Origin of the sequence: Pseudobutyrivibrio sp. JW11, assembly GCF_900115355.1 — a bacterium.
Classification (GTDB): Bacteria; Bacillota; Clostridia; order Lachnospirales; family Lachnospiraceae; genus Pseudobutyrivibrio; species Pseudobutyrivibrio ruminis.
Map to the genome: position 1 here is coordinate 148,105 of NZ_FOWB01000002.1, position 22,297 is coordinate 170,401.

The 22,297-nt window shown below is 37.7% G+C and carries 20 protein-coding genes; 17 read left to right on the top strand and 3 right to left on the bottom strand.

What is annotated here, in order from left to right; all coding sequences use genetic code 11:
• Positions 1–12 precede the first annotated feature (12 nt).
• From BM102_RS02920 to BM102_RS02955, 8 genes are all read left to right on the top strand, one after another.
• Positions 13–990, top strand: a complete 978-nt coding sequence (locus BM102_RS02920; protein ID WP_090478772.1) for a DHH family phosphoesterase — start codon at positions 13–15, stop codon at positions 988–990.
• Positions 991–1,905, top strand: coding sequence for a tRNA pseudouridine(55) synthase TruB (gene truB / locus BM102_RS02925; RefSeq protein WP_090478775.1), 915 nt, complete (start codon positions 991–993; stop codon positions 1,903–1,905). It begins immediately after the preceding gene.
• Between the two features lie 3 nt (positions 1,906–1,908).
• The gene (locus BM102_RS02930; protein ID WP_090478778.1) at positions 1,909–2,826 is read left to right on the top strand and encodes a bifunctional riboflavin kinase/FAD synthetase; all 918 of its coding nucleotides are present in this window, start codon (positions 1,909–1,911) and stop codon (positions 2,824–2,826) included.
• 90 nt (positions 2,827–2,916) lie between these two features.
• On the top strand, positions 2,917–3,990 hold the full coding sequence (locus BM102_RS02935; RefSeq protein WP_090478781.1) for a C40 family peptidase: 1,074 nt from the start codon (positions 2,917–2,919) through the stop codon (positions 3,988–3,990).
• 109 nt (positions 3,991–4,099) lie between these two features.
• The gene (locus BM102_RS02940; RefSeq protein WP_033154184.1) at positions 4,100–4,609 is read left to right on the top strand and encodes an SEC-C metal-binding domain-containing protein; all 510 of its coding nucleotides are present in this window, start codon (positions 4,100–4,102) and stop codon (positions 4,607–4,609) included.
• A 189-nt stretch (positions 4,610–4,798) separates the two neighbouring features.
• Positions 4,799–6,076, top strand: a complete 1,278-nt coding sequence (locus tag BM102_RS02945) for a methyl-accepting chemotaxis protein (RefSeq protein WP_090478784.1) — start codon at positions 4,799–4,801, stop codon at positions 6,074–6,076.
• A gap of 6 nt (positions 6,077–6,082) precedes the next feature.
• Complete coding sequence (locus BM102_RS02950) at positions 6,083–6,457, top strand: hypothetical protein (protein ID WP_090478787.1); 375 nt, start codon at positions 6,083–6,085, stop codon at positions 6,455–6,457.
• A 91-nt stretch (positions 6,458–6,548) separates the two neighbouring features.
• A complete protein-coding gene (locus BM102_RS02955; protein WP_044934611.1) occupies positions 6,549–7,328 on the top strand; it encodes a ZIP family metal transporter in 780 nt (259 codons plus the stop codon).
• A 25-nt stretch (positions 7,329–7,353) separates the two neighbouring features.
• Here BM102_RS02955 and aroA read toward each other — a convergent pair whose 3' ends face one another.
• Positions 7,354–8,628 (bottom strand): 3-phosphoshikimate 1-carboxyvinyltransferase, encoded by a 1,275-nt coding sequence (aroA, locus tag BM102_RS02960; RefSeq protein ID WP_090478789.1) that lies wholly within the window; start codon positions 8,626–8,628, stop codon positions 7,354–7,356.
• The gene (locus tag BM102_RS02965; protein WP_044934603.1) at positions 8,628–9,728 is read right to left on the bottom strand and encodes a prephenate dehydrogenase; all 1,101 of its coding nucleotides are present in this window, start codon (positions 9,726–9,728) and stop codon (positions 8,628–8,630) included. The genes aroA and BM102_RS02965 overlap by 1 nt, the downstream gene beginning before the upstream one ends.
• A 172-nt stretch (positions 9,729–9,900) precedes the next feature.
• Between BM102_RS02965 and BM102_RS02970 the strand changes: the two genes are divergently transcribed.
• Positions 9,901–11,997, top strand: a complete 2,097-nt coding sequence (locus BM102_RS02970; RefSeq protein ID WP_044934600.1) for an elongation factor G — start codon at positions 9,901–9,903, stop codon at positions 11,995–11,997.
• Between the two features lie 137 nt (positions 11,998–12,134).
• Positions 12,135–12,401 (top strand): zinc-ribbon domain-containing protein, encoded by a 267-nt coding sequence (locus tag BM102_RS02975; protein ID WP_049960262.1) that lies wholly within the window; start codon positions 12,135–12,137, stop codon positions 12,399–12,401.
• On the opposite strand, the gene BM102_RS02980 is transcribed toward BM102_RS02975, so the two are convergent.
• Positions 12,395–13,363 carry a tRNA dihydrouridine synthase gene (locus tag BM102_RS02980; protein ID WP_090478792.1) on the bottom strand — a complete coding sequence of 323 codons (969 nt, stop codon included), beginning with the start codon at positions 13,361–13,363 and terminating at the stop codon, positions 12,395–12,397. The genes BM102_RS02975 and BM102_RS02980 overlap by 7 nt on opposite strands.
• Positions 13,364–13,483: 120 nt before the next feature.
• On the opposite strand from BM102_RS02980, the gene BM102_RS02985 reads away from it, so the two are divergent.
• From BM102_RS02985 to BM102_RS03015, 7 genes are all read left to right on the top strand, one after another.
• The gene (locus BM102_RS02985) at positions 13,484–14,203 is read left to right on the top strand and encodes a DUF3592 domain-containing protein (protein WP_090478795.1); all 720 of its coding nucleotides are present in this window, start codon (positions 13,484–13,486) and stop codon (positions 14,201–14,203) included.
• A gap of 21 nt (positions 14,204–14,224) precedes the next feature.
• Positions 14,225–15,457 carry a hypothetical protein gene (locus BM102_RS02990; RefSeq protein WP_090478800.1) on the top strand — a complete coding sequence of 411 codons (1,233 nt, stop codon included), beginning with the start codon at positions 14,225–14,227 and terminating at the stop codon, positions 15,455–15,457.
• Positions 15,444–16,259, top strand: a complete 816-nt coding sequence (locus BM102_RS02995; RefSeq protein WP_090478803.1) for an endo alpha-1,4 polygalactosaminidase — start codon at positions 15,444–15,446, stop codon at positions 16,257–16,259. The genes BM102_RS02990 and BM102_RS02995 overlap by 14 nt, the downstream gene beginning before the upstream one ends.
• A gap of 110 nt (positions 16,260–16,369) precedes the next feature.
• The gene (locus tag BM102_RS03000; protein ID WP_090478805.1) at positions 16,370–17,569 is read left to right on the top strand and encodes a helix-turn-helix domain-containing protein; all 1,200 of its coding nucleotides are present in this window, start codon (positions 16,370–16,372) and stop codon (positions 17,567–17,569) included.
• An 88-nt stretch (positions 17,570–17,657) separates the two neighbouring features.
• Positions 17,658–20,063, top strand: a complete 2,406-nt coding sequence (gene leuS, locus BM102_RS03005) for a leucine--tRNA ligase (protein ID WP_090478808.1) — start codon at positions 17,658–17,660, stop codon at positions 20,061–20,063.
• A 130-nt stretch (positions 20,064–20,193) separates the two neighbouring features.
• Positions 20,194–21,399 carry an NADP-dependent isocitrate dehydrogenase gene (locus BM102_RS03010; RefSeq protein WP_090478811.1) on the top strand — a complete coding sequence of 402 codons (1,206 nt, stop codon included), beginning with the start codon at positions 20,194–20,196 and terminating at the stop codon, positions 21,397–21,399.
• 129 nt (positions 21,400–21,528) lie between these two features.
• Positions 21,529–22,284 (top strand): segregation and condensation protein A, encoded by a 756-nt coding sequence (locus BM102_RS03015; RefSeq protein WP_090393911.1) that lies wholly within the window; start codon positions 21,529–21,531, stop codon positions 22,282–22,284.
• Positions 22,285–22,297: the final 13 nt, after the last annotated feature.

Consider the following 22,297-nt stretch of genomic DNA (forward strand, 5'->3'; position numbering starts at 1 on the left):
GGAGACGGGAATATGATAGATAATTTACATGAGCTTTTGACAAATGCGAAGACAGTAGGTATTAGCGGACACATCAGACCTGACGGAGATTGCGTAGGTTCATGCCTTGCTATGTACAACTATATTGTTACTTATTATCCAAATGTGGAAGCTCATGTTTATCTTGATCCCATCCCAAACACTTTCAAATTTTTAAAGAACGCTGATAAGATTCAGGATATACATACTGTTTCTGAGGACACTGTTTTCGATTTATATATAGCTCTTGATTGTTCAGAGGGCTCAAGACTTGGAGATGCTTTTAATTTCTTTGAGAAGGCGAAGCATACAGTATGTATTGATCATCATTTCAGCAATAATGGATTTTCGGAATTTAGCTACATTATTTCAGATGACAGTTCTACATGCGAATTAGTCTACAACCAAATTGGCAAGGAGAAAATTACAAAGGACATTGCAGAATGCCTTTATTTAGGAATTATCCATGATACAGGTGTTTTTCAATATTCTTGTACTACAGAAGCCACTATGGCCGCTGCAGGTTTCCTTATGACTAAGGGCATAGATTATCCTAAGATTTGCACAGATACTTATTTTGCTAAGACTATGGTACAAAATCGTATGCTTGGCAAAGCTTTACTGGGATGCAAAACTTATCTTGATGGCAAGGTAATAGCTGCTGTTATTACAGCGGAGGATATGGCAGAATTTGGTGCTGAAAGCAAGCATTTAGAGGGCATTGTTCAACAGCTTCGTGATACAACAGGCGTTGAGGTTGCTGTATTTTTATATGAGCTTGCTGATGGAGATTTCAAGGGCAGCACTAGAGCAACTGGAGATGTAGATTTAACAGTTATAACAGGTGTTTATGGAGGCGGTGGCCACAAGAAAGCTGCTGGTTTTTCAGTAGATACCGACAAACCATGGGATGTTATCGATAATATCGTTTCCATGATTGAAAAACAGCTTAAAGAGTTAGGATTATATTAAATGAATAGTGGCATAATCAATGTCTATAAAGAAGCCGGGTATACTTCATTTGATGTGGTTGCCAGGCTTCGTGGTATATTAAAAATAAAAAAAATCGGACATACTGGCACTCTTGATCCAGATGCGACAGGTGTGCTTCCGGTTTGTGTTGGCAAAGCTACGAAGCTTTGCGATATGCTTACAGATAAAGATAAGGTCTACGAGTGCGTAATGCAGCTTGGTATTGAGACTGATACCTACGATATGAGCGGTCGTATTCTAAATCGTAAATCTGTAGATGTGACAGAGGAACAGGTTATAAATGCATTGGATTCCTTTATTGGTGATATCATGCAGGTTCCTCCTATGTATTCTGCATTAAAGGTTAATGGCAAAAAGCTTTATGAGCTTGCTAGAGCTGGCAAGGAAGTAGAACGAAAGCCTCGTCCAGTAAAGGTTTTCAGCATAGATGTTATTTCTATGGAATTGCCATTAGTTACAATACGAGTTCATTGTGGTAAGGGCACCTATATCAGATCCATATGTCATGATGTAGGGCAGCTTTTAGGCTGTGGCTGCGCCATGAAGTCTCTTGTTCGTACAAAGGTAAGTATGTTTGACATTAGTGATGCCCACACTTTGGATGAAATCGAGCGAATTGTAAAGGCTGGCAATATAGACGGCATTATGATGCCTATAGATCATGCCTTTGAGGGAATGGGGACAGTATTTGTTGTTCCTACTGAGGATGCTATTAAGCATGCAATAAATGGCGCACCAATTCCGGATACTCACGTATTTGCGGAAGCTGTAAGCGCATTTGAAGAGGATAATAAATATAGGATTTACTTGCCTGATAATAGGTTTTTGGGAGTATATAACTACAAGGATTCTATTTTTACACTGGAGAAGTTCTTTCTTGAAGGAACAGAATAAACTATGGAATATTTACATTCATTATTTGACGCTAAAATTTCAACTCCTACGGCAATTACCGTAGGTAAGTTTGATGGTATTCATAAGGGGCATCATCTTTTAACTTCTGATATTATCAGCAAATCGAAGGATGGGCTAAGCTCATGTCTTGTGACATTTACAAATACTCCAAGAGCTATTGTTTCAGACGACAAAACACCTTCTCTTATTACCAATAAAGAGAGAGTATTCATGCTAGAAAATAATGGACTGGATTATTTGGTTGAATGCCCATTTGATTCAAAGCTTATGGAAACTGCTCCAGAATGCTTTATAAAGCTATTAGTCGACAATCTCAATATGAAATATATGGTTGTTGGCGCAGATTTCACTTTTGGTTACAAAGGTGCTGGTAATGTTGAGCTTCTTAAAAAACTTTCTAAGGATTTTGACTTTGAACTAAAAGTTTATGACAAAATTCAAAAGAATAATCGAGATATCAGTAGTACATATATCCGAGAGGAGCTTAAGGAAGGACATATTGATATAGTTAATGATATGCTTGGGTATGACTATTTCGTCTGGGGAGAGGTTGTTCATGGTGCTCATTTAGGCACTAAAATCGGCATTCCTACAATCAATATCATGCCTGAAAAGATAAAGCTGGTGCCTAAATTCGGTGTTTATGCAACTTCCATTGATTTCGATGGAAGAATATATCACGGGGTTACCAATGTTGGAACAAAACCTTCTGTTCAAGATGAAAAAATAGTAGGAATCGAAACACATATTCTTGATTATAACGGAGATTTATATGGTAAATATGTGAGAGTTGCTTTCCATACATTCATCAGACCAGAGCAGAAATTTGGCTCAGTAGAAGAGCTTAAAAATCAAATGAATAAGGATAAAGCTACAGCAAAGGCATTCTTCAATAGATAATTATTGCGAAAATGTTACAAAATATTGACATTTATCTATTTGATTGCTATAATTTGCGTGTTGCGTTAAAAGTTTTACTTTGGAGGTACTATGAAAAAGCGTATTATTTCAGCTTTCTCATTAGTTTGTGCCGCGGCACTAATTTTTGATTATTGTATTGATTCTAAAAATAATATAGATGTTGATTCTGACACAGATGCTTCTAGCACAGCTATTGCTGGTGTTATGACCGCAGGAGCTGTAGATTTAGCTTCTTTAGAATCACTTTCGGTTACAGATTCAGATGCTGTTGCTACAGCAAAATCACTCGGTGATATTTACGGATACACTAATATCGGTATTTGTAATGTTTCAGAAGGAAACTTAAACATTCGTGAGTCAGCAGATACAGAAGGAAAGCTCGTTGGTAAGTTTCCAGCAAATGCTGCCTGCGAAATTGTTAGCACTGAGGGCGATTGGAGCTATATCAAGTCAGGCGAGGTAGAAGGATATGTTTTATCTGAGTATCTATTGACTGGCGATGAGGCCTGGGAAAAGGCTGCAGAGCTTGCAGAATACGTTGCTACATCAAATACTGGTGGTCTTCGTGTTCGTGTGGAGCCTAACACTGATTGTGAGATTATCTATCAGCTTGCTGATGGTGAAGAAGTAGCCATCCTTGATAACACTCAGGATGATGACTGGATTAAAGTAGACGTTGATGGTGATGAAGGTTATGTATCAGCAGAATATGTTGATGTAGATCTTTCTCTTAAGACTGCTATGACACTTACAGAAGCTAGATATGGTGAGGGCGTTTCTGACGTTCGTACAGCTATCTGTGATTACGCTCTTCAGTTTGTTGGTAATCCTTACGTTTGGGGTGGTACATCCCTTACTAATGGTTGCGATTGTTCTGGATTTACAATGCAAATCATGGCTCAGTATGGTGTTTATCTATCACACTCATCTAGGGCTCAGGCTAATGAAGGAACAACCATTTCTACATCTGAGTTAAAGCCAGGAGATTTAATTTTCTACGGCAAGGGAAGCTACATTAATCATGTTGCCATTTACATTGGTGGTGGACAGATTGTTCATGCTTCTAACAAGCGTGATGGAATCAAGATTTCCAACTATACATACCGTACACCTATCAAATGTGTTCGTGTAATTTATGATTAGTATTCATAGGCTAGATACAGCATAGTATCTAGCCTTTTATTATTGTGTATGGTATAATTTTAGGCGTGGCTAGCCACGGATTAGATTACAAATTGGAGAGGAATATAATATGAGTTTACTAGAAAATTGGCAGAAGGTTGCCTACAATCAGAATCAGTCTCAGGCTGATTTACAGAGATTTTGGCAGAATTATTTTCTTTTAGAGAAAGGCATTTACGAGCAGTTACTTGACGATCCTGATACAGAAGTAAAGGGTACTGTTAAGGAGCTTGCTGAGAAATATAAAATTGATGTTATGCCTATGGTTGGTTTCTTAGATGGCATCAATGAATCCCTCGTTACACCAAACCCTATCGAGACAATGGAAGAGGATACAGTAGTTTCTCTTAAGTTCGATAAGGAAAAGCTTTTCAAGAACATGATTGATGCAAAGGCTGATTGGCTTTATGGCCTTCCACAGTGGGAGCAGATCTTTGATGAGGACAAGAGAAAGGCTCTTACAAAGGAAGCTAAGAACATGCACACAATCATACGTTCAGAGAAAAAGGTTGGACGTAATGATCCATGTCCATGTGGTTCAGGAAAGAAATATAAGCACTGCTGCATGAACAAGAAATAATTCACGAAATTTAGCACATCCGTAATTGGATGTGCTTTTTTATTTTCAAAATGTCGCACATTTGTCAGAATTAACAGAATATACACAGAATATACTCACATTTTAGATATAATCCAAATAGTCGGTTTACTCGCTAAGGAAAGTAATACTGTTCAATCGACCAGAAGGGAGAAAACACGGAGGTCGAATATGGATAAGAAAAGCAAAAGAGCGTCTTTGAGGATTATGCTAATTGGCTTGGTTGTAGTATCACTAGCCTGTGTTGGTACGGCTGCTACTATTGTTGGGTGTACCAACTTAAGACGAGGTATGGAATACGAGGTCGAAACGGGTGTAATGGCTACTTGTACTTCATATGCACAGGTCCTTGACTACACTTATGATGGCGTTGAAGTAGATGAGTCATCTACATTAGAAGAAGAGATGTCTGCTGAAACAGGATATGATTACACGTTCTTTCTAGGAGACACTAGAGTACGTTCAAGTATTCCTGGGGTTGTTGGCACGAAGGCAGGGGACGCTGTTATTGCTACAGTTTTAAATGGCAAGCAAAGCTATCAAGCTCAGAATGTAATGATTGATAACGAACCATACTATGTTGCATATCAGCCATTAGTTGATGATTCTGGCAATGTATATGGTATGGCTTTTGTTGGTTTAAAGAAGATAGAAATTACCCATTATATTAGCAAGAGAGTTGCATGGACAGTAACGTTAGCTTTAGCTATTGTTATATTATTTACTGTTCTTGCAATAATATATACTATAAAAATCATAGAAGCTATCGATGAAAATGTTAAGGCTGTTCGTCAGATGTCAACTGGTGATTTGGAGATTGTTCTTAGCGATAAGGTTAAAAACAGAAATGATGAATTAGGTGAAATGTCATCGGCTTTGTTTGATATGGCTGCCAGAATTAGATCTGTTATCGGAAACGCAAGAATATCTTCTGATGAAGTGGATGAATCTGCTAGCTATTTATCTAATACAGTAAAGACTATTACAGATACTACAGAAAGCGTTAGTATAGCTGTTGGTCAGGTTGCAACAGGGGCTGAAAATCAGGCCCAGTCATTGCAGGATGCAGTAGAATCTGTAAATAGTATTAATGATGCAGTAGAAATGATTACAGCCAATGCAGTGGAGATGCAAAACCTTGCTGATTCAATGCAGGAGAATTCAAAAGCAAGCCAGGATAAGCTTACAGAGCTTAGAATGACTACCAGGGAAAGTATTAATGCAATTGATGGCATTGTAGAACTCATCGGTAACACAAATACAGCTGTTACAACAATTAGCGAAGCAGTATCTATTATTGATGCAATCGCTGCGCAGACAAACTTGCTTTCATTAAATGCAAGTATCGAGGCTGCTCGAGCTGGTGAGGCTGGTAAAGGCTTTGCCGTCGTTGCTGATGAAATAAGACAATTAGCTGATCAATCTGCTGAGGCAGCTCAAAATATCTAAGAGGCTATGAAGGGGCTTTCTTCTGATTCTAATAAGACAATGGAAGAGGCAGGACAGGTTCAGGAGACTATGACTACTCAACGTCATACTATTCATAGAACAATTGAGCAGGTTGACAACTTGATTGAAGATATCAATAAATCTATTACATTGACTAAAGATATCGTATCTAGCGTACATAAAACAGAAGAAGCAAGTAATCTGATTTCAGATACTATTTCTTCACTTTCTTCTATTTCAGAAGAGAATGCAGCAAGCTCAGAAGAAACGAGAGCTTCTATGACAGAATTAGCAGATACAATGGAGGCTCTTACCACTAAAGCGGCCAGCTTAAATAAGGTTGCGCATACTCTTGAGGAAGAAATGGCATTCTTCCAATAAAATTTCTCAACAACATTATTTTTTGATAAGATTCCCCTCCCTTATGTTAATCTATTTATAGTTTGAATAGGGAGGGGCTTTTGGTGCTAATATGAACATAAATATAATACTTGGAATTTTAATACCATTCGTTGGAACAAGCCTTGGTGCTGGAATGGTATTTATACTAAAAGATGAGATTTCTGATAGATTACAAAAGATTCTTACAGGCTTTGCAGCTGGAGTAATGGTTGCTGCTTCATTTTGGAGTTTACTTTCCCCGGCGCTTGAAAGTAGTGAGTATCTAGGCAAGCTATCTTTTTTGCCTGCTGCTATAGGTTTTCTTATTGGTACAGGGTTTTTGCTTTTCCTGGATTGCGTTACACCTCATATGCATATGGATAAGCAGGACGAAGGTCCTCGTAGTAGATTGCAAAGGACCACAAAATTAATATTAGCAGTAACTCTTCATAATATTCCAGAAGGCATGGCTGTTGGTGTTGTTTTTGCAGGTGTTAAATCAGGCCAAGTAGGAATTACAGCAACTGGAGCTTTGGCGCTTGCTATAGGTATAGCGATACAGAACTTTCCTGAAGGAGCAATTGTATCGATGCCTCTTTTATCTGAAGGTATGCCTAAGCATAAAACATTTTTATGGGGCGTTTTGTCAGGTATAGTAGAACCTATTGCTGCATTTATTACAATTATAGCGGCAGGATTAGTTGTTCCGTTAATGCCATATTTCCTTTCATTTGCTGCTGGTGCAATGATGTATGTAGTTGTAGAAGAGTTGATTCCTGAAATGTCTGAAGGAAAACATTCGAACCTGGGAACTATTGCTTTTTCTATCGGTTTTGTTTTGATGATGGTTCTTGATGTTGCTCTAGGTTGATGATTAAAAATAAGCACTATCGCATTTACGATAGTGCTTTTAATGTTTCAAAGAAATCTGGATATGAGATTACACAGCATCCTTCATCATCAAATGAGGTCTCACCATCGGCAACAAGGCCTGCAATAGCGAAAGACATTGCAATACGATGATCTTTGTATGTGCTAATCAATGCTCCATGTAAAGGAATCCCTCCAATAATTATCATGCCATCCTCTGTTGGTGTGATATCACAACCCATATTTTTAAGATTTTCGGTGACTGTAGCAATACGGTCACTTTCTTTTACTTTAAGCTCAGCTGCATCCTTTATAACAGTGGTGCCCTTTGCACATGCTGCCATAACAGCGATGACAGGAAGTTCATCAATAAGAGTAGGTATGATTTCACCGGATACTTCGCAACCATGTAAATCGCTTGTGCTTACATGAATATCAGCAACTGGTTCTCCTGAAACTATGCGCTCATTTAATAATTCAATGTTTCCGCCCATATTCTTTGCAACCTGAATAATGCCTGCACGGGTTGGATTCGTATTTACGTTTTTGATAAGTAAATCTGCATTAGGGCAAATTAAACCTGCAACAATGAAATAAGCAGCAGAGGAGATATCCCCAGGAACAGTAATCTTTTGGCCGATTAGTCTTGGACCACCAGTTATAGATGCTGTTAATCCTTCTGATTTGATATCGGCGCCGAATCCCTTTAGCATCAATTCTGTATGATTTCGAGAGATAACTGGCTCAGTTACTGAAGTAACACCGTCTGCATACAATCCAGCCAAAAGCACGCAGGATTTTACCTGGGCGCTGGCAACAGGTGAGTCATAGTGGATTGCATGAAGAGGAGCGCCTCCTATTTCTAGAGGAGCACAACCATTATCTTTAATTGATTTGATATGAGCACCCATACTTGTAAGCGGGGTTATGATACGTCCCATAGGTCGCTTCTGTATAGATTCATCACCATTTAAAGAACTAATAAATTTTTGGCCTGCAAGAATTCCTGAAATCAATCTGGTGGTAGTTCCACTGTTTCCTACATCAAGCATTTTTGAAGGAGCGGATAGTCCTTTTAGACCCTTTCCATGAATAACTACATGATCATGTTCTTGCGTTATATCAATGCCCATAGCCTTAAAGCAACTGATTGTGCTACGGCAGTCTGCACCATCCAGGAATCCTGTAAGCTCAGTAATTCCTTCGGAAATAGCTCCAAACATTACACCGCGGTGGCTAATAGACTTGTCACCTGGAACTGTTATTTCGCCCTTTAAGCTTTTTACTTTTGTAATAGCCATTAATTTGTCCTCTGTCTAGTATAGTAATTGTTGTGAGTAAGAACTGTGCGGGCCTTATCTAAAGCATCCTGGGTGTAGAATTCGATTCGAAGAACACCAGGCTCAAACTCACGGTTATGAATGATATCAATATTTTTAACACTTATTTCTGCATTGGCAAGCAATTGAAGCACTCCTACAAGTGTACCAGGTTTATCGTCGATATCACAGTACAGTTCGAAGAATCGTGAGTGGGCACTGTCTGGAATAGTTATAGAATCACGATAATCCTTTGCTTTTGTCCAAAGATTTATTATCTCATCAGGATCAGATGAAGATATCGCATTTTCGAATTGGCTCAACTCATCTTTGAAATCGCCTATCAGTTTAAGCACTGCATCCTTATTACTTAGGAAAATATGCTGCCACATTGTAGGTGAACCTGATGCGATTCTTGTAATATCTTTAAAACCGCCTGCTGCAATGGTTTTGCATATTTTACGGTCATCGTCAGTATCGTTTACAAGATTTACAAGAGCCGCTGCAACAACATGAGGTAGATGGGATACAGTAGCGGTAGCCTCGTCATGCTCCTCAGGAGTAAGCTGGATAGGAATGGCTCCAAGGCTTTTTATATAATCTGCAAACTGAGAGTATGTATCTGCATTCATTTCTGAATCAGCTGTAAGGATATAATAAGCGTTTTCTAAAAGTGAAGCAGAAGAGTGCTCGAGACCTGTTAATTCAGAACCTGTCATTGGATGTCCACCAATAAATTGATTGGTCATTTCAAGTTCTCTGGCAACTGCAGTAATATCCCCTTTTACTGAGCCAACATCTGTGATGATACAATCAGGCTTAACTACGTCTTTAAGTTTTCTTAAATAGTCACAATTGACTTTAACAGGAGAGCAGAGAAAAATAATATCACACTGACCAAACTGGTGAATCTTAAGCAATCCGTTATTATCTATAAGTCGTTCTTCAAATGCTGTTTCAATAGTTGATTCTCTTGAAGCTGTTGCAAGAATTCTAGTGTTTGGATATGTTTTCAATATCGCTTTTGCGATACTACCTCCAATTAAACCTAGCCCAACAAATCCTATTGTTTTACTTTTCATAATTACCCTCACCTCTAATTCACTTTCACACTTTAAAGCGATTATTTTCTTTTATAATATCACATTTACTCATTGTAAATAGTCTGAATATTAAATATAATAATTATAAGTTTTATAAACAACATGGCGCGGCGGGGTTAAGGCGTCAAATAACTATTGGGAGGTACGGCACATGAAGGTTTTTACTACGGACAAGATTAGAAATGTTGTGTTACTTGGTCACAGCGGGGCGGGCAAAACCAGTCTCATCGAATCAATGGCTTTTCTAGCTGGTCAAATCAGCAAGCCGGGCACTATCGAGGCTGGTAATACCATTAGTGACTATGACAAATTGGAACAAAAAAACAAGTTTTCTATCTACACATCTTTAGCACCTATCGTATGGGGCGATACCAAGATTAATTTCCTAGATACACCAGGATTCATTGATTTTGTTGGAGAAGTTGAGGAAGCTGTTAGTGCAGCTGACGCAGCTATTATTGTTATATCTGGAAAAAGCGGAATTGAAGTTGGTACAAAAAAAGCCTGGGAGATGTGCGATAAGTTTAATCTTCCTAGAATGGTATTTGTAACTGACATGGATATAGATGATGCCAGCTATAGAGAAATCGTTGAAGAACTTCAAGGCTTGTATGGCAAAAAGATTGCTCCTTTCCATTTGCCAATTCGTGAAAATGGAGAGTTTGTTGGCTATGTAAATGTTATACAGCAAATCGGAAAGCGCTGGAAGGCAGATGGCACTGTAGAACATTGCGATGTACCTGATTATAGCAAGGAATACTTAGAGAAATATCGTGAGGCTTTGATGGAATCTGTTGCCGAGACATCAGAGGAATTCATGGATAGATATTTTGGCGGCGAAGAATTTTCAGAGGATGAAATTCGTCAGGCTCTTCGTGCAAATGTAGGCACAGGCGACATTGTTCCTGTTATGATGGGCTCAAATCTTACAAATCGCGGACAGTACACAATGCTTACAGACGTTGTAAAATATCTTCCTAGTCCAGAGGATCGCAAGGTTTCTGGAATTAACGCAAATACGAATGAGGTTTACGAAGCAAATTATGATTTTGCTAAGCCAAAGAGTGCATACGTATTCAAGACTATCGTAGATCCATTTGTTGGAAAGTATTCATTGATTAAGGTTAATTCCGGCGTTCTTAAAACTGATGATTTGCTTTATAACAAGCATAAGGAAACAGAAGAGAAAATCGGCAAGCTTTACATTTTAACAGGTAGTAAGGCAGAGGAAGTTCCTGAGCTTCACGCTGGTGATATCGGTGCTCTATCTAAGCTTTCAAAGGTTGCTACAACTGATTCTCTTTCTACAAAGGCTAATCCAATCCTTTACATCAGAACACCTTTATCTACACCTTATACATACAAGAGATATAAGGCAAAAAATAAGGGTGATGAGGATAAGATTGCTCAGGCCCTTGCTAAGCTTTGCGCCGAAGACTTAACTTTAAAAGTAGTTAACGATGGCGAAAATAGTCAGTCACTTATCTATGGTATTGGCGACAGACATATCGATATGCTTGTTCAAAAGCTCAATGAAAAGTATAAAGTTGATATTGAACTGAGCCAGCCAAAGATTGCATTTAAAGAGACAATCAGAGGTAAAGCTGATGTTGAATACAAGTATAAGAAGCAAACTGGTGGACATGGTCAGTATGGACACGTTAAGATGACTTTCGAGCCTTCAGGAAATATGGAAGAGCATTATAACTTTACAGAATCAGTTGTTGGTGGTGCTGTTCCAAAGAACTATTTCCCAGCTGTAGAAAAAGGCTTGCAGGAAGCAGTACTTGCTGGTCCACTTGCAGCATATCCTGTAGTTGGAATTCATGCTAATCTTTATGATGGAAGCTATCATCCAGTTGATTCTTCTGAAATGGCATTTAAAGTAGCTGCAAAGGGTGCTTTCAAGGATGGTATTATGAAGGCTAATCCTATCCTGTTAGAGCCAATTGAAACTCTTAAGGTTATAGTTCCTGATGCTTACACAGGTGACGTTATGGGCGACTTGAACAAACGCCGTGGCCGTGTGCTTGGAATGAATCCTACAGAAACAGCTGGCAAGACAGAAGTACTTGCTGAGGTTCCTATGGCAGAGCTTTATGGATACGACACAACACTTCGTTCTATGACAGGTGGATATGGAACATTCTCTTATGAATTAGCTCGTTACGAGCAGGTTCCATCAGATGTTCAAGCAAAAGAAGTTGAGCGTCGTGCTAACAAGATTAAGGATGTTGATGAGGAATAAATAACATATAAAAGGTAAACTAAGGGGCTACCGAATGGTAGCCTCTTTTTTAGCAGTTAATTGCAACTTTAGTATTGACTTTGCATATAGTAAGTATTATTATACTACCTAGATAAACAATTCAAAGGAGAAAAGTTATGTTAATTTTATTTGGTACAAGAAGAATGAATAAAGAGATGGGAGTAGACAATCGTCAGTTGTACAAATGTCCACATTGTAACAATGTTTCCCATTACAAGATTGTAAGAAATAGGCTGTATTTTACATTATTCTTTGTTCCGGTTCTTCCGTTGTCGTCAACATATTATGAGGTTTGCCCAATCTGCGAAAGAGGTGGAATTATAACAAAAGCTATAGCTAAAGAAGCAATTGTAGCTCCAGAAGCTATAGCAGTTAATCAGTAATTATTTAACAGAAGAGCAACGTAATCTTTGTATTCCTGGATTTTGTTTGCTTTTCTGATTTTTTTGATTGCTTTTTCACAGTTATTAAAATTTGATTGCCAGAAAGACCAGAACTCTTTCATACGGTGTAATACAGGCTTTTCACCTGAAAGGATTTCGACATATTGATTTAGTAATTCATTGTGGAACTTTTTGAATGTATCTAAATCAATAGTTTGGTTATCTATTTGATTATTGTAGTTTGACGCTAATTCTGGATTTGAAATCAAACCGCGGCCAAGCATTATCGCATTTACGTTAGAATATTTTTCCTCGATTAGTTTGATGTCATTAACGGAAGTCAAATCTCCATTATATACAATAGGGTGTTTGGAACTTGCCATTGCATAATCAAAGAATTCCATTCTGATTGGCTCTCTATAATAATCTGATTGAATTCTTGGATGGATAGTCAATTCTGAAATAGGATATTTATTATAAATACCAAGTATTTCATAGAATTCTTCTGGTTCTACCTTGCCAAGGCGAGTTTTAATTGAAATATTTGGTACCTTAGCATTTTTGATTGCACATTCTGTTTCAAGTCTGTTGAAGATGCTATCAAGCATCATATCTAATTCCTCAGGGTAATACAAAAGTCCGGAACCTTTTTTCTTGGCAACAACAGTACCACTTGGACAACCAAGGTTAAAATTGATTTCTTTAAAGCCTAAAGCTGCTATTTCAGCAGCTGCCCATAAAAAATGATCTTCGTTATTGGTTAATAATTGAGGAACGGTGATATTGACATCATTTTTATCAGGATCAATATCTTTGAATTCTCTTGTCGTAAATTTAAAAGTAGAATTAGGAGATATGAATGGGGTGTAAACCTTATCTACGCCGCCATAATATTTGCAAAAAGTATTTCTATAAATGCTGTCTGTTACGCCCTCAAGTGGAGCTAAATATAATTTCTTCATATGGGTATTTTATTAGGCACATGGAGGAATTGCAATAGAATAAAATTTTTATATGACAATACTTGAATTCTTTTAAGTATTATACGAAAATATATTTTGTTTAACGGGAGGAATGTATTTATGAATAAGTTTATGACAAAGTATTTCATGGCCATCTTTGGTGGTATTTTCGCGCTTGTTGGAACTATTATCATTATTGTTGGTATTATAACCAATGTTAAAACGTCTCAGTTCAAAGAATCCGCAGTTGAAGTGAATGGTGTAATTGAAGATATCGTTATTGAGGAACATACAGATGAAACTGATTACGATGTATACGTATCCTATGAATATGATGGAGAGTATTACGAAGATGTTCACTTAGATTTCTATTCAAGTAGTATGTATGAGGGACAAGAAATAGATTTGCTTATTGATCCTGATAATCCTACTGATGTTCATACAAATGATGGCGATTTATTCTTTACATTGATGTTTGTAGGATTGGGTGGTCTCTTTGCCTTAATTGGTTACATTATTCTTATTGTTAGTATTCTTAACAAGAAAAAGAAAGCAGGATTGCTGGAAAGTGGCCAGCATATTTATGGTGAAATCGAATCTATGGATCAGGATTACAGCATAACAATTAATGGTAGACATCCTTTTAGAATTTATTGCAAATATAAGAATCCTACTGATGGATATATTTATAAATTTAAAAGCAATGTTTTAGATTTTAATCCATGGGATTCTTATAAGATTGGAGATTCTATTGATATTTATGTGAATCCTAATAATTTCAAAAAATATTACGTAGATGCTGTAGATAAGGCTGCAGACATAGTAAGAGATTACACCTAATACGCGGGAGGATATAATTCAATGACAGAATATGATTATAAAGTACATGAGTCTGGTATCGTCATAGGCTTGGGTATTTTTGTTGAGATAGCTGCAATTGGATTAGCTATTCTAGGCCTATTTATAAGCCCTGAAAATGGACAGTCAGTATGTTTTGGAACTGCTATAATAATAGCGCTTTTAGGCGGACTCATAATATTAGAATACTATAGACGTAGCTTATATATCGTCAGAGAAGGACAGGAATATTTATATAGACCATTTATTGGCTCATCAAAGAGCTTTCGTAGATCTGATATAGCTAGATATGAGATTCGTCCTGTGAAGCTATCTCCACAGGATGAATGTATTGTTTTATATGATTACGAAGGTAAAAAGCTTGTAGGTCTTGAGCTTAATATGGTAAACGCCAGAAGATTTGCCGAGGAGATTTCTAGTGCAGAGGAAGTAGATGCTCATATCCAAGAGGATGCTAATAAATCAGTTGGCGATTATTTCGTGGAGGATAATTGGTCCACTGACAAATCCATTACAAAAGAAGAAAAGGATTCTAGAAGAAATAAAGTAAATATTTTGCAGACTATAAATTATGTTTTAGGATTTGTATTGTTTGCTGTGCCATGCATTTCATTGATTATCGACACTAAATTATTCTGCATGATTTATATTTTTTGTATTATTGGTGCTTGGATATACTTTATCATCTTTAGAAATTACATGGTTTTCGAGCATAAGGACAAAACTAATTACGATAAAAGCATGTATGCATCAGGAGAAGTACCTATCTGGTGCGCCGCAGTGTCTTCTCTGTTTGGCTTGTTAAAAGTATTCTTAAATATTAATCATGTAAATTATATCGTATTTACGATTGAAATTATTGGCTTTGCTGTTATTGTCACTTTACTGTTTGGCGTTCTTCCAAAAGAAAGAGAATATAAAAAGTATTTTTATATTTGTGTGGCAATTCTTGGAGTATATAGTGGGTGGCTTTTATCTGATTCAGTATCTGTAGTTACAGCAGAGGTTGAATCAGCGGAAAAGCTAACTATTGTCGATGCCGAAGTTCATCACAATAATAGAGGGCCTGACACTCACTATTTGACAGTGGATTCTGAATCATTCGAGGATGAAGAATTAAGTGTTACTGATGACATTTATTATCTGGCCACCGAAGGTTATGAGGATGAACTTAGATTATATATTGCAAAAGATATTTTTGGCGTAGAGGTATATTACATAGATGAAGTTCAGTAAGATTTGTATTGTTTCTGTTTGCTTATCAACATTATTATGTTTTCTTGGCTGTGGCAGCATTGAGCCTTCCCATGAATATGGCGTATACATAGGGGCTAATCCTGAGGATTTAGAGGACAGAGATTTACCATCTACAATTGTTATCGATGCTCAATATTATTCTTCTGAAGAGATTTCAAGCTTACAAGTTGATGGTCATATCGTTTATACGTATCTTAATATAGGTTCTATTGAGAATTTTAGAGATTATTACAGTGATTATGAAGATATAACTCTAGGAACATATGAAAACTGGGAGGATGAACAGTGGGTTGATGTATCCCAGGTAAAATGGCAGGAATTTATTTCTGCTAAAGCTGATGAGCTTATGGATAAGGGCGTAGACGGATTCTTCGTAGATAATTGTGACGTTTATTATCAGTATCCTACAGAAGAAATCTTTTCTGGAGTATCAAACATACTGGAGGATTTAAAAGATAAAGGCGGATATGTTCTTATCAACGGTGGGGATTCCTATGTAACCGAGTATTATAATCGCTATTATTCTTTGGATGCCATTCTTGATGGAGTTAATCAGGAGAGTGTATACACCTGTATAGATTGGGATAACGATTCCTTTGGAGTTAATTCCGATGAAGACAGAGAGTATTTTAGTGATTACTTAAATATGGTCTTGGATGATAATAAAGATGCATATGTACTGGAATATACAAATGATTCTGAGGTAGAAGAAGAGGCGTATAACTATGCTAGCAAAATGGGTTATATCCCATATATATCACATTCGCTTGAATTAAAATAAGTTAGACAACCTTGTCTAATGGCTTAAAACAGGGCACTCTCGTTTTGTGTCCTGTTAATTTTTAGCTTATATTTTATACTTCAATTATCAACGAAAGGAGGAAATTCACTTTGGATCAACAGAAAATTGGCAAGTTTTTAAAACAGCTTAGAAATGAAAAACAAATGACTCAAGAAATGCTTGCCCAGGTTTTCAATGTGAGCTCAAGAACTATATCAAGATGGGAGACCGGAAGCAACTTGCCAGATATATCTTTACTGGTAGAGATTGCTGACTTCTTTGATGTAGATGTTCGCGAGATAATTGAAGGTGAAAGAAAAAGCGATATGATGAATCAAGAATTACATGATGTTGCTGAGAAAATGGCTGATTATGCAGATGCAGAAAAAACTAATCTTCTTAATTGGGTGAGAGGCTTTAGCTTGGTGGGAACCTTTTTACTTACTCTTGCAATAGCGCTTCAATGCATTAATTATGAGCCCAATTTTATGAGGGCTTTGGCTATTCTTTTTTCTTTTCTTGGCTTTGTTGGTATGGCAATAACCACTTTGTATACTAATGGCATTTTGCAGAAGCTGGCGAAGAAAAAGCATTTTGGTCTAGTTGTAAAAGTTATTGTAGGAGTTCTTGCTATATTTAGTTTGCGATTTATTCTTGTGTTTTTATTTATATATGTTCTTTGCTTTTATGAAATGTCGCAACCTTATGTACATAAAACGGGAATTGAAAACTATGATAAAGAATACATATTAGAGGAATACGGAGGAGATATAAACAGTAGTTTATTAATATTTCCTGACGATGTGTCTGATATGTTATCCTCGGACTATGAGTATTTTCTTAAAACAGGGCTTTTTGATACAAATGGCGACATAATTTTAGAGGCCACGTATACAGATGAGAATTATGATAAGGAAGTAGAACGTTTATCTGAAATTAAATGTACTATCTATGACACTATTAAGGAGGATAGTGACTATCATATAAACGAGATTTTGTATGACGAGGAGTCTTATAATTATCCTGCGTATATCACATCTGATGGTCATAGTAGCGTATATGAGTATGCGTTACTTGATGACGATGATAATAAAATTGTTTATGTATATCTATCATATCCGGATAGCCTTGTTAATGGAGGGCATCTGGTAAAATATAAAGATTATTTATTGAAAGATTTATCTTCATATGTTTTTGAGGGTAATACATTAGAGCGATTTAGCATTTATTATTACAATTTTGGTGACGACATTTGGACAGGATATGACCCCGAGGAAGAAGGTCGTGTCACCACAGGAAAAGAGCGATAATTATTAAAAAGCTGTAGATGTTTTCATTGCAAAACTCTACAGCTTTTATTATAATTTCGGGTAGTTGTATAGATTACGAGGTGAGAAAATGAAACATAATTTTAAAGCTATTGAGAAAAAATGGCAAGCAGCTTGGGAAAAGGACGAGATTTTCAAAGCTGTTGATGGTTCTGATAAGCCAAAATTCTATGGTCTTGTAGAGTTCCCATATCCATCTGGTGCTGGTATGCACGTTGGACATATCAAGGCTTATTCTTCAGTTGAGGTAGTATCTAGAAAGCGAAGAATGCAGGGATACAATGTATTATTCCCTATCGGTTTTGATGCATTTGGTCTTCCTACAGAGAATTACGCTGTAAAGACAAACACTCATCCAAGAAAGATTACAGATGACAATATCAAGAAATTTACTACTCAGCTTAAGAGTGTAGGATTCTCTTTTGATTATAGTCGTACAATCGACACTACACAGGAGGACTACTACAAGTGGACTCAGTGGATTTTCCTTAAGATGTTCGAGAAGGGCCTTGTTTTCAGAGATAAGACTCTTGTTAACTACTGCCCACATTGTAAGGTAGTACTTTCAAATGAGGATTCACAGGGTGGTAAATGTGATATCTGCGATACAGACGTTATCCAGAAGGAAAAGGACGTTTGGTATCTTCGTATCACAGAGTACGCTGATAAGCTTCTTCAGGGACTTGATGGTCTTGATTTCCCAGAGAATATTAAGCAGCAGCAGGTTAACTGGATTGGTAAATCAAAGGGTGCTTTCGTAAACTTCACACTTGAAGGAATCGAAGATAAGCTTGAGATTTACACAACACGCCCAGATACACTTTGCGGTGTTACATTTATGGTTATTGCTCCTGAGCATCCATATATTGATAAATATGCAGACAAGATTTCTAACATGGACGATATCCTTGCATACAGAGCAGAGTGCCAGAAGAAGTCTGAGTTTGAGCGTACACAGCTTGTTTCAAAGGATAAGACTGGTGTACGTGTTGAGGGATTTGATGCAATCAACCCAATCACAGGAAAGAAGATTCCTGTATTCATTTCAGATTACGTAATGATGGGCTACGGTACTGGTGCAATCATGGCCGTTCCTGCTCATGATCAGCGTGACTGGGATTTTGCTACTAAGTTTGGTATCGATATCATCCCTGTTATTGAGGGTGGAGATGTTACAAAAGAAGCTTACACAGGCGAAGGAAACATGATTAACTCTGAGTTCCTTAATGGTCTTAACAACAAAAAGGACTCAATCGATAGAATGATTCAGGAGCTTGAAAAGCTAGGATGTGGTAAGGCTGGTGTTCAGTTCAAGATGAAGGATTGGGCATTTAATAGACAGCGTTACTGGGGCGAGCCTATTCCAATCGTACATTGTCCTACATGTGGCGATGTTGCAGTTCCATATGAGGAGCTTCCACTTAAGCTTCCTGTAATGGAGAAGTTTGAGCCTGGTACAGATGGAGAGTCTCCACTTGCTAGAGTAGAAAGCTTTGTAAATTGCAAATGTCCTAAGTGTGGCGGCGCTGCAAAGCGCGAGACAGATACTATGCCTCAGTGGGCTGGTTCTTCTTGGTACTTCCTTCGTTACATCGACCCACATAATGACAACGAATTTGCTGCTAGAGAAAAGCTCAACTACTGGATGCCAGTAGATTGGTACAACGGTGGTATGGAGCACGTTACTCGTCACTTGATTTACTCACGTTTCTGGCATCACTTCCTTTATGACCTTGGTGTTGTTAATACTCCAGAGCCATATAAGAAGAGAAGTGCTCAGGGTATGATCCTTGGCGAGGACGGACAGAAGATGTCTAAGTCTCGTGGCAATGTTATCGATCCACTTGATATCGTAGATGCATACGGTGCTGATACACTTCGTACATACGTATTATTCATGGGTGACTATGGCGCAGCTGCTCCTTGGTCAGATGCTTCAGTTCGTGGATGTAAGAGATTCCTTGAGAGATTTGCTGGTCTTACAGACATCATTACAGATGAAGCAAATAGCGAAAAGATTGAAACAGGAATCCATAAGACAATAAAGAAGGTTACAGAAGATATCGAAGCTATGAAGTTCAACACAGCTATTGCTGCAATGATGGGACTCCTTAACGATATCGTAGCAGAAGGTCATATTACAAAGGATAACCTTATGCTTCTTGTAAAGATTCTCAGCCCATTTGCACCACATCTTTGTGAAGAGATGTATGCAGAACTTGGCGGTGAGGGATACTGCTCACTTGCACAGTGGCCAGAATTTGATCCTAAGAAGATTGTAGAATCTTCAATTGAGATTGCTGTTCAGGTTAACGGAAAGCTTAAAGCTACAATCACAATCCCTAACGGATGCGATAAGGATGAAGCTCTTTCAATCGCTAAGGCTGATGAAAATGTAGCAAAAGCTCTCGATGGCAAGAACCTTGTTAAAGAGATTTACGTACCAAACAAAATCGTAAACCTCGTGGTTAAGTAATACTGTATTTTAATTGTTAAATGAGCCAGTAGCTATCAAGCTATTGTATTTCTAAAGCGAAACGTGTTGTTGAGCGTAGAAATACAATGCTTGAGAGTGTAACTGGCGGACTTGGTTAAGGAGATAATGTATGAGCAAAATTCAGATGACGACACCTTTGGTTGAGATGGACGGAGACGAGATGACTCGTATCCTTTGGCAAATGATTAAGGACGAGCTACTTCTTCCATTCATTGATTTAAAGACTGAGTATTATGATTTAGGTTTAGAGCACAGAAACGAGACAGATGACAAGGTTACAGTGGAGTCAGCTGAAGCTACAAAGAAATATGGTGTTGCTGTAAAGTGCGCCACCATTACTCCTAACGCTGCACGCATGACTGAATACAACCTTAAGGAAATGTGGAAGAGTCCGAACGGTACAATTCGTGCAATCCTTGATGGCACAGTTTTCCGTGCACCTATCGTTGTTAAAGGCATCGACCCAAATGTTAAATCTTGGAAGAAGCCTATTACAATTGCTCGTCATGCTTACGGTGATGTATACAAGAACACTGAAATGAGAATTCCAGGAGCTGGAAAAGTTGAGCTTGTATACACAGCTGAAGACGGAACAGAAGAGAGTTCTCTTGTTCATACATTTAATGGTCCTGGCGTTGTTCAGGGTCAGCACAATCTTGACAATTCTATCGAAAGTTTTGCTCATAGTTGCTTCAAGTACGCTTTAGATACAAAGCAGGATCTTTGGTTTGCTACTAAAGACACTATTTCAAAGAAATACGATCATAGATTCAAGGATGTGTTCCAGGAAATCTTTGATAAAGAATATAAGGACGCATTTGATAAGGCAGGAATTGAATATTTCTATACACTTATCGATGATGCGGTTGCTCGTGTAATGAAATCTGAAGGCGGTTTCATCTGGGCATGCAAGAACTATGATGGTGATGTTATGTCAGATATGATTTCATCTGCATTTGGTTCACTTGCCATGATGACATCAGTACTTGTTTCACCAGCTGGCTATTATGAGTATGAAGCTGCTCACGGTACTGTTCAGCGTCACTATTACAAGCACTTAAAAGGTGAAGAGACTTCTACAAACTCTGTAGCTACAATCTTTGCTTGGACAGGTGCTCTTAGAAAGCGCGGTGAATTAGACAATATTCCAGAGCTTTCAGCATTTGCTGATAAGCTTGAGCAGGCTTGTATCAAGACAATTGAAGATGGTAAGATGACCAAAGACTTGGCGCTTATCACATCTATCGAGAACCCAACAGTCCTGAATTCTCGTGATTTCATCATTGAAATCCGCAAGACTTTAGAGTCGCTTTAAAATTGTCTGACAACTACATATAGTGGTATATCGTGTTGACATACACAATATAGTCTTTTATAATGGTCTCATACGTGGTCTAGGCGTACGAGACCATTTTATGTTTGTGGACTATAGGGAGAGAAAAACTTGGAAATGAATGTTAAGCTTCAGGCATTTGAGGGGCCGCTGGATTTGCTTCTTCACCTGATAGATAAGAACAAAGTTGATATTTACGATATTCCTATTGTTGAGATTACTGATCAATATATGGAATATGTCCGTGCTATGGACCAAAGTGATTTGGATGTCATGAGCGAGTTCTTGCTCATGGCCACCACACTTTTGGATATCAAAAGCCGTATGCTTCTCCCTCGTGAAGAAAAAGAAGAGGATGGAGAGGAAGCTGAGGATCCTCGTGCAGAGTTGGTACAGCAGTTATTGGAATACAAAATGTACAAAACAATTTCTTACCAGCTTAGAGACCGACAGATGGATGCTAGCCTTGTATTCTACAAGGAGCCTACTATTCCTGAGGAAGTTCTCAAATATGAGCAGCCAGTTGATTTAGAGGAGCTCATGAGCGACTTAACTCTTAACAAGCTTAACGACATTTTTAATCAAGTTCTTAAGAGACAGGATAATCGCCGAGATCCAATTCGTTCTACATTCGGTAAAATCAAAAAAGAAGAAGTTAGCCTAGAGCAGAAAATGGAATGGACCATTGCATTTGCAAAGGCTCACAATACATTTAGTTTTAGAAATCTTCTTGAGGCAGCTCATTCAAAGACAGAGGTTATCGTTACATTCCTTTGCATTCTTGAAATGATGAAGGCTGGTCAGATTAATATTACTCAGGAAGATACATTTACAGATATTCTTATAGAATCAAAGATTGCTGCCTAGACAGCTTTTGAAG

Coding starts and splice junctions, on each gene's coding strand:
- BM102_RS02920 (WP_090478772.1), top strand. CDS start 13: ATGATAGATAATTTACATGAGCTTTTGACAAATGCGAAGACAGTAGGT.
- truB (WP_090478775.1), top strand. CDS start 991: ATGAATAGTGGCATAATCAATGTCTATAAAGAAGCCGGGTATACTTCA.
- BM102_RS02930 (WP_090478778.1), top strand. CDS start 1,909: ATGGAATATTTACATTCATTATTTGACGCTAAAATTTCAACTCCTACG.
- BM102_RS02935 (WP_090478781.1), top strand. CDS start 2,917: ATGAAAAAGCGTATTATTTCAGCTTTCTCATTAGTTTGTGCCGCGGCA.
- BM102_RS02940 (WP_033154184.1), top strand. CDS start 4,100: ATGAGTTTACTAGAAAATTGGCAGAAGGTTGCCTACAATCAGAATCAG.
- BM102_RS02945 (WP_090478784.1), top strand. CDS start 4,799: ATGGATAAGAAAAGCAAAAGAGCGTCTTTGAGGATTATGCTAATTGGC.
- BM102_RS02950 (WP_090478787.1), top strand. CDS start 6,083: ATGAAGGGGCTTTCTTCTGATTCTAATAAGACAATGGAAGAGGCAGGA.
- BM102_RS02955 (WP_044934611.1), top strand. CDS start 6,549: ATGAACATAAATATAATACTTGGAATTTTAATACCATTCGTTGGAACA.
- aroA (WP_090478789.1), bottom strand. CDS start 8,628: ATGGCTATTACAAAAGTAAAAAGCTTAAAGGGCGAAATAACAGTTCCA.
- BM102_RS02965 (WP_044934603.1), bottom strand. CDS start 9,728: ATGAAAAGTAAAACAATAGGATTTGTTGGGCTAGGTTTAATTGGAGGT.
- BM102_RS02970 (WP_044934600.1), top strand. CDS start 9,901: ATGAAGGTTTTTACTACGGACAAGATTAGAAATGTTGTGTTACTTGGT.
- BM102_RS02975 (WP_049960262.1), top strand. CDS start 12,135: ATGTTAATTTTATTTGGTACAAGAAGAATGAATAAAGAGATGGGAGTA.
- BM102_RS02980 (WP_090478792.1), bottom strand. CDS start 13,363: ATGAAGAAATTATATTTAGCTCCACTTGAGGGCGTAACAGACAGCATT.
- BM102_RS02985 (WP_090478795.1), top strand. CDS start 13,484: ATGAATAAGTTTATGACAAAGTATTTCATGGCCATCTTTGGTGGTATT.
- BM102_RS02990 (WP_090478800.1), top strand. CDS start 14,225: ATGACAGAATATGATTATAAAGTACATGAGTCTGGTATCGTCATAGGC.
- BM102_RS02995 (WP_090478803.1), top strand. CDS start 15,444: ATGAAGTTCAGTAAGATTTGTATTGTTTCTGTTTGCTTATCAACATTA.
- leuS (WP_090478808.1), top strand. CDS start 17,658: ATGAAACATAATTTTAAAGCTATTGAGAAAAAATGGCAAGCAGCTTGG.
- BM102_RS03010 (WP_090478811.1), top strand. CDS start 20,194: ATGAGCAAAATTCAGATGACGACACCTTTGGTTGAGATGGACGGAGAC.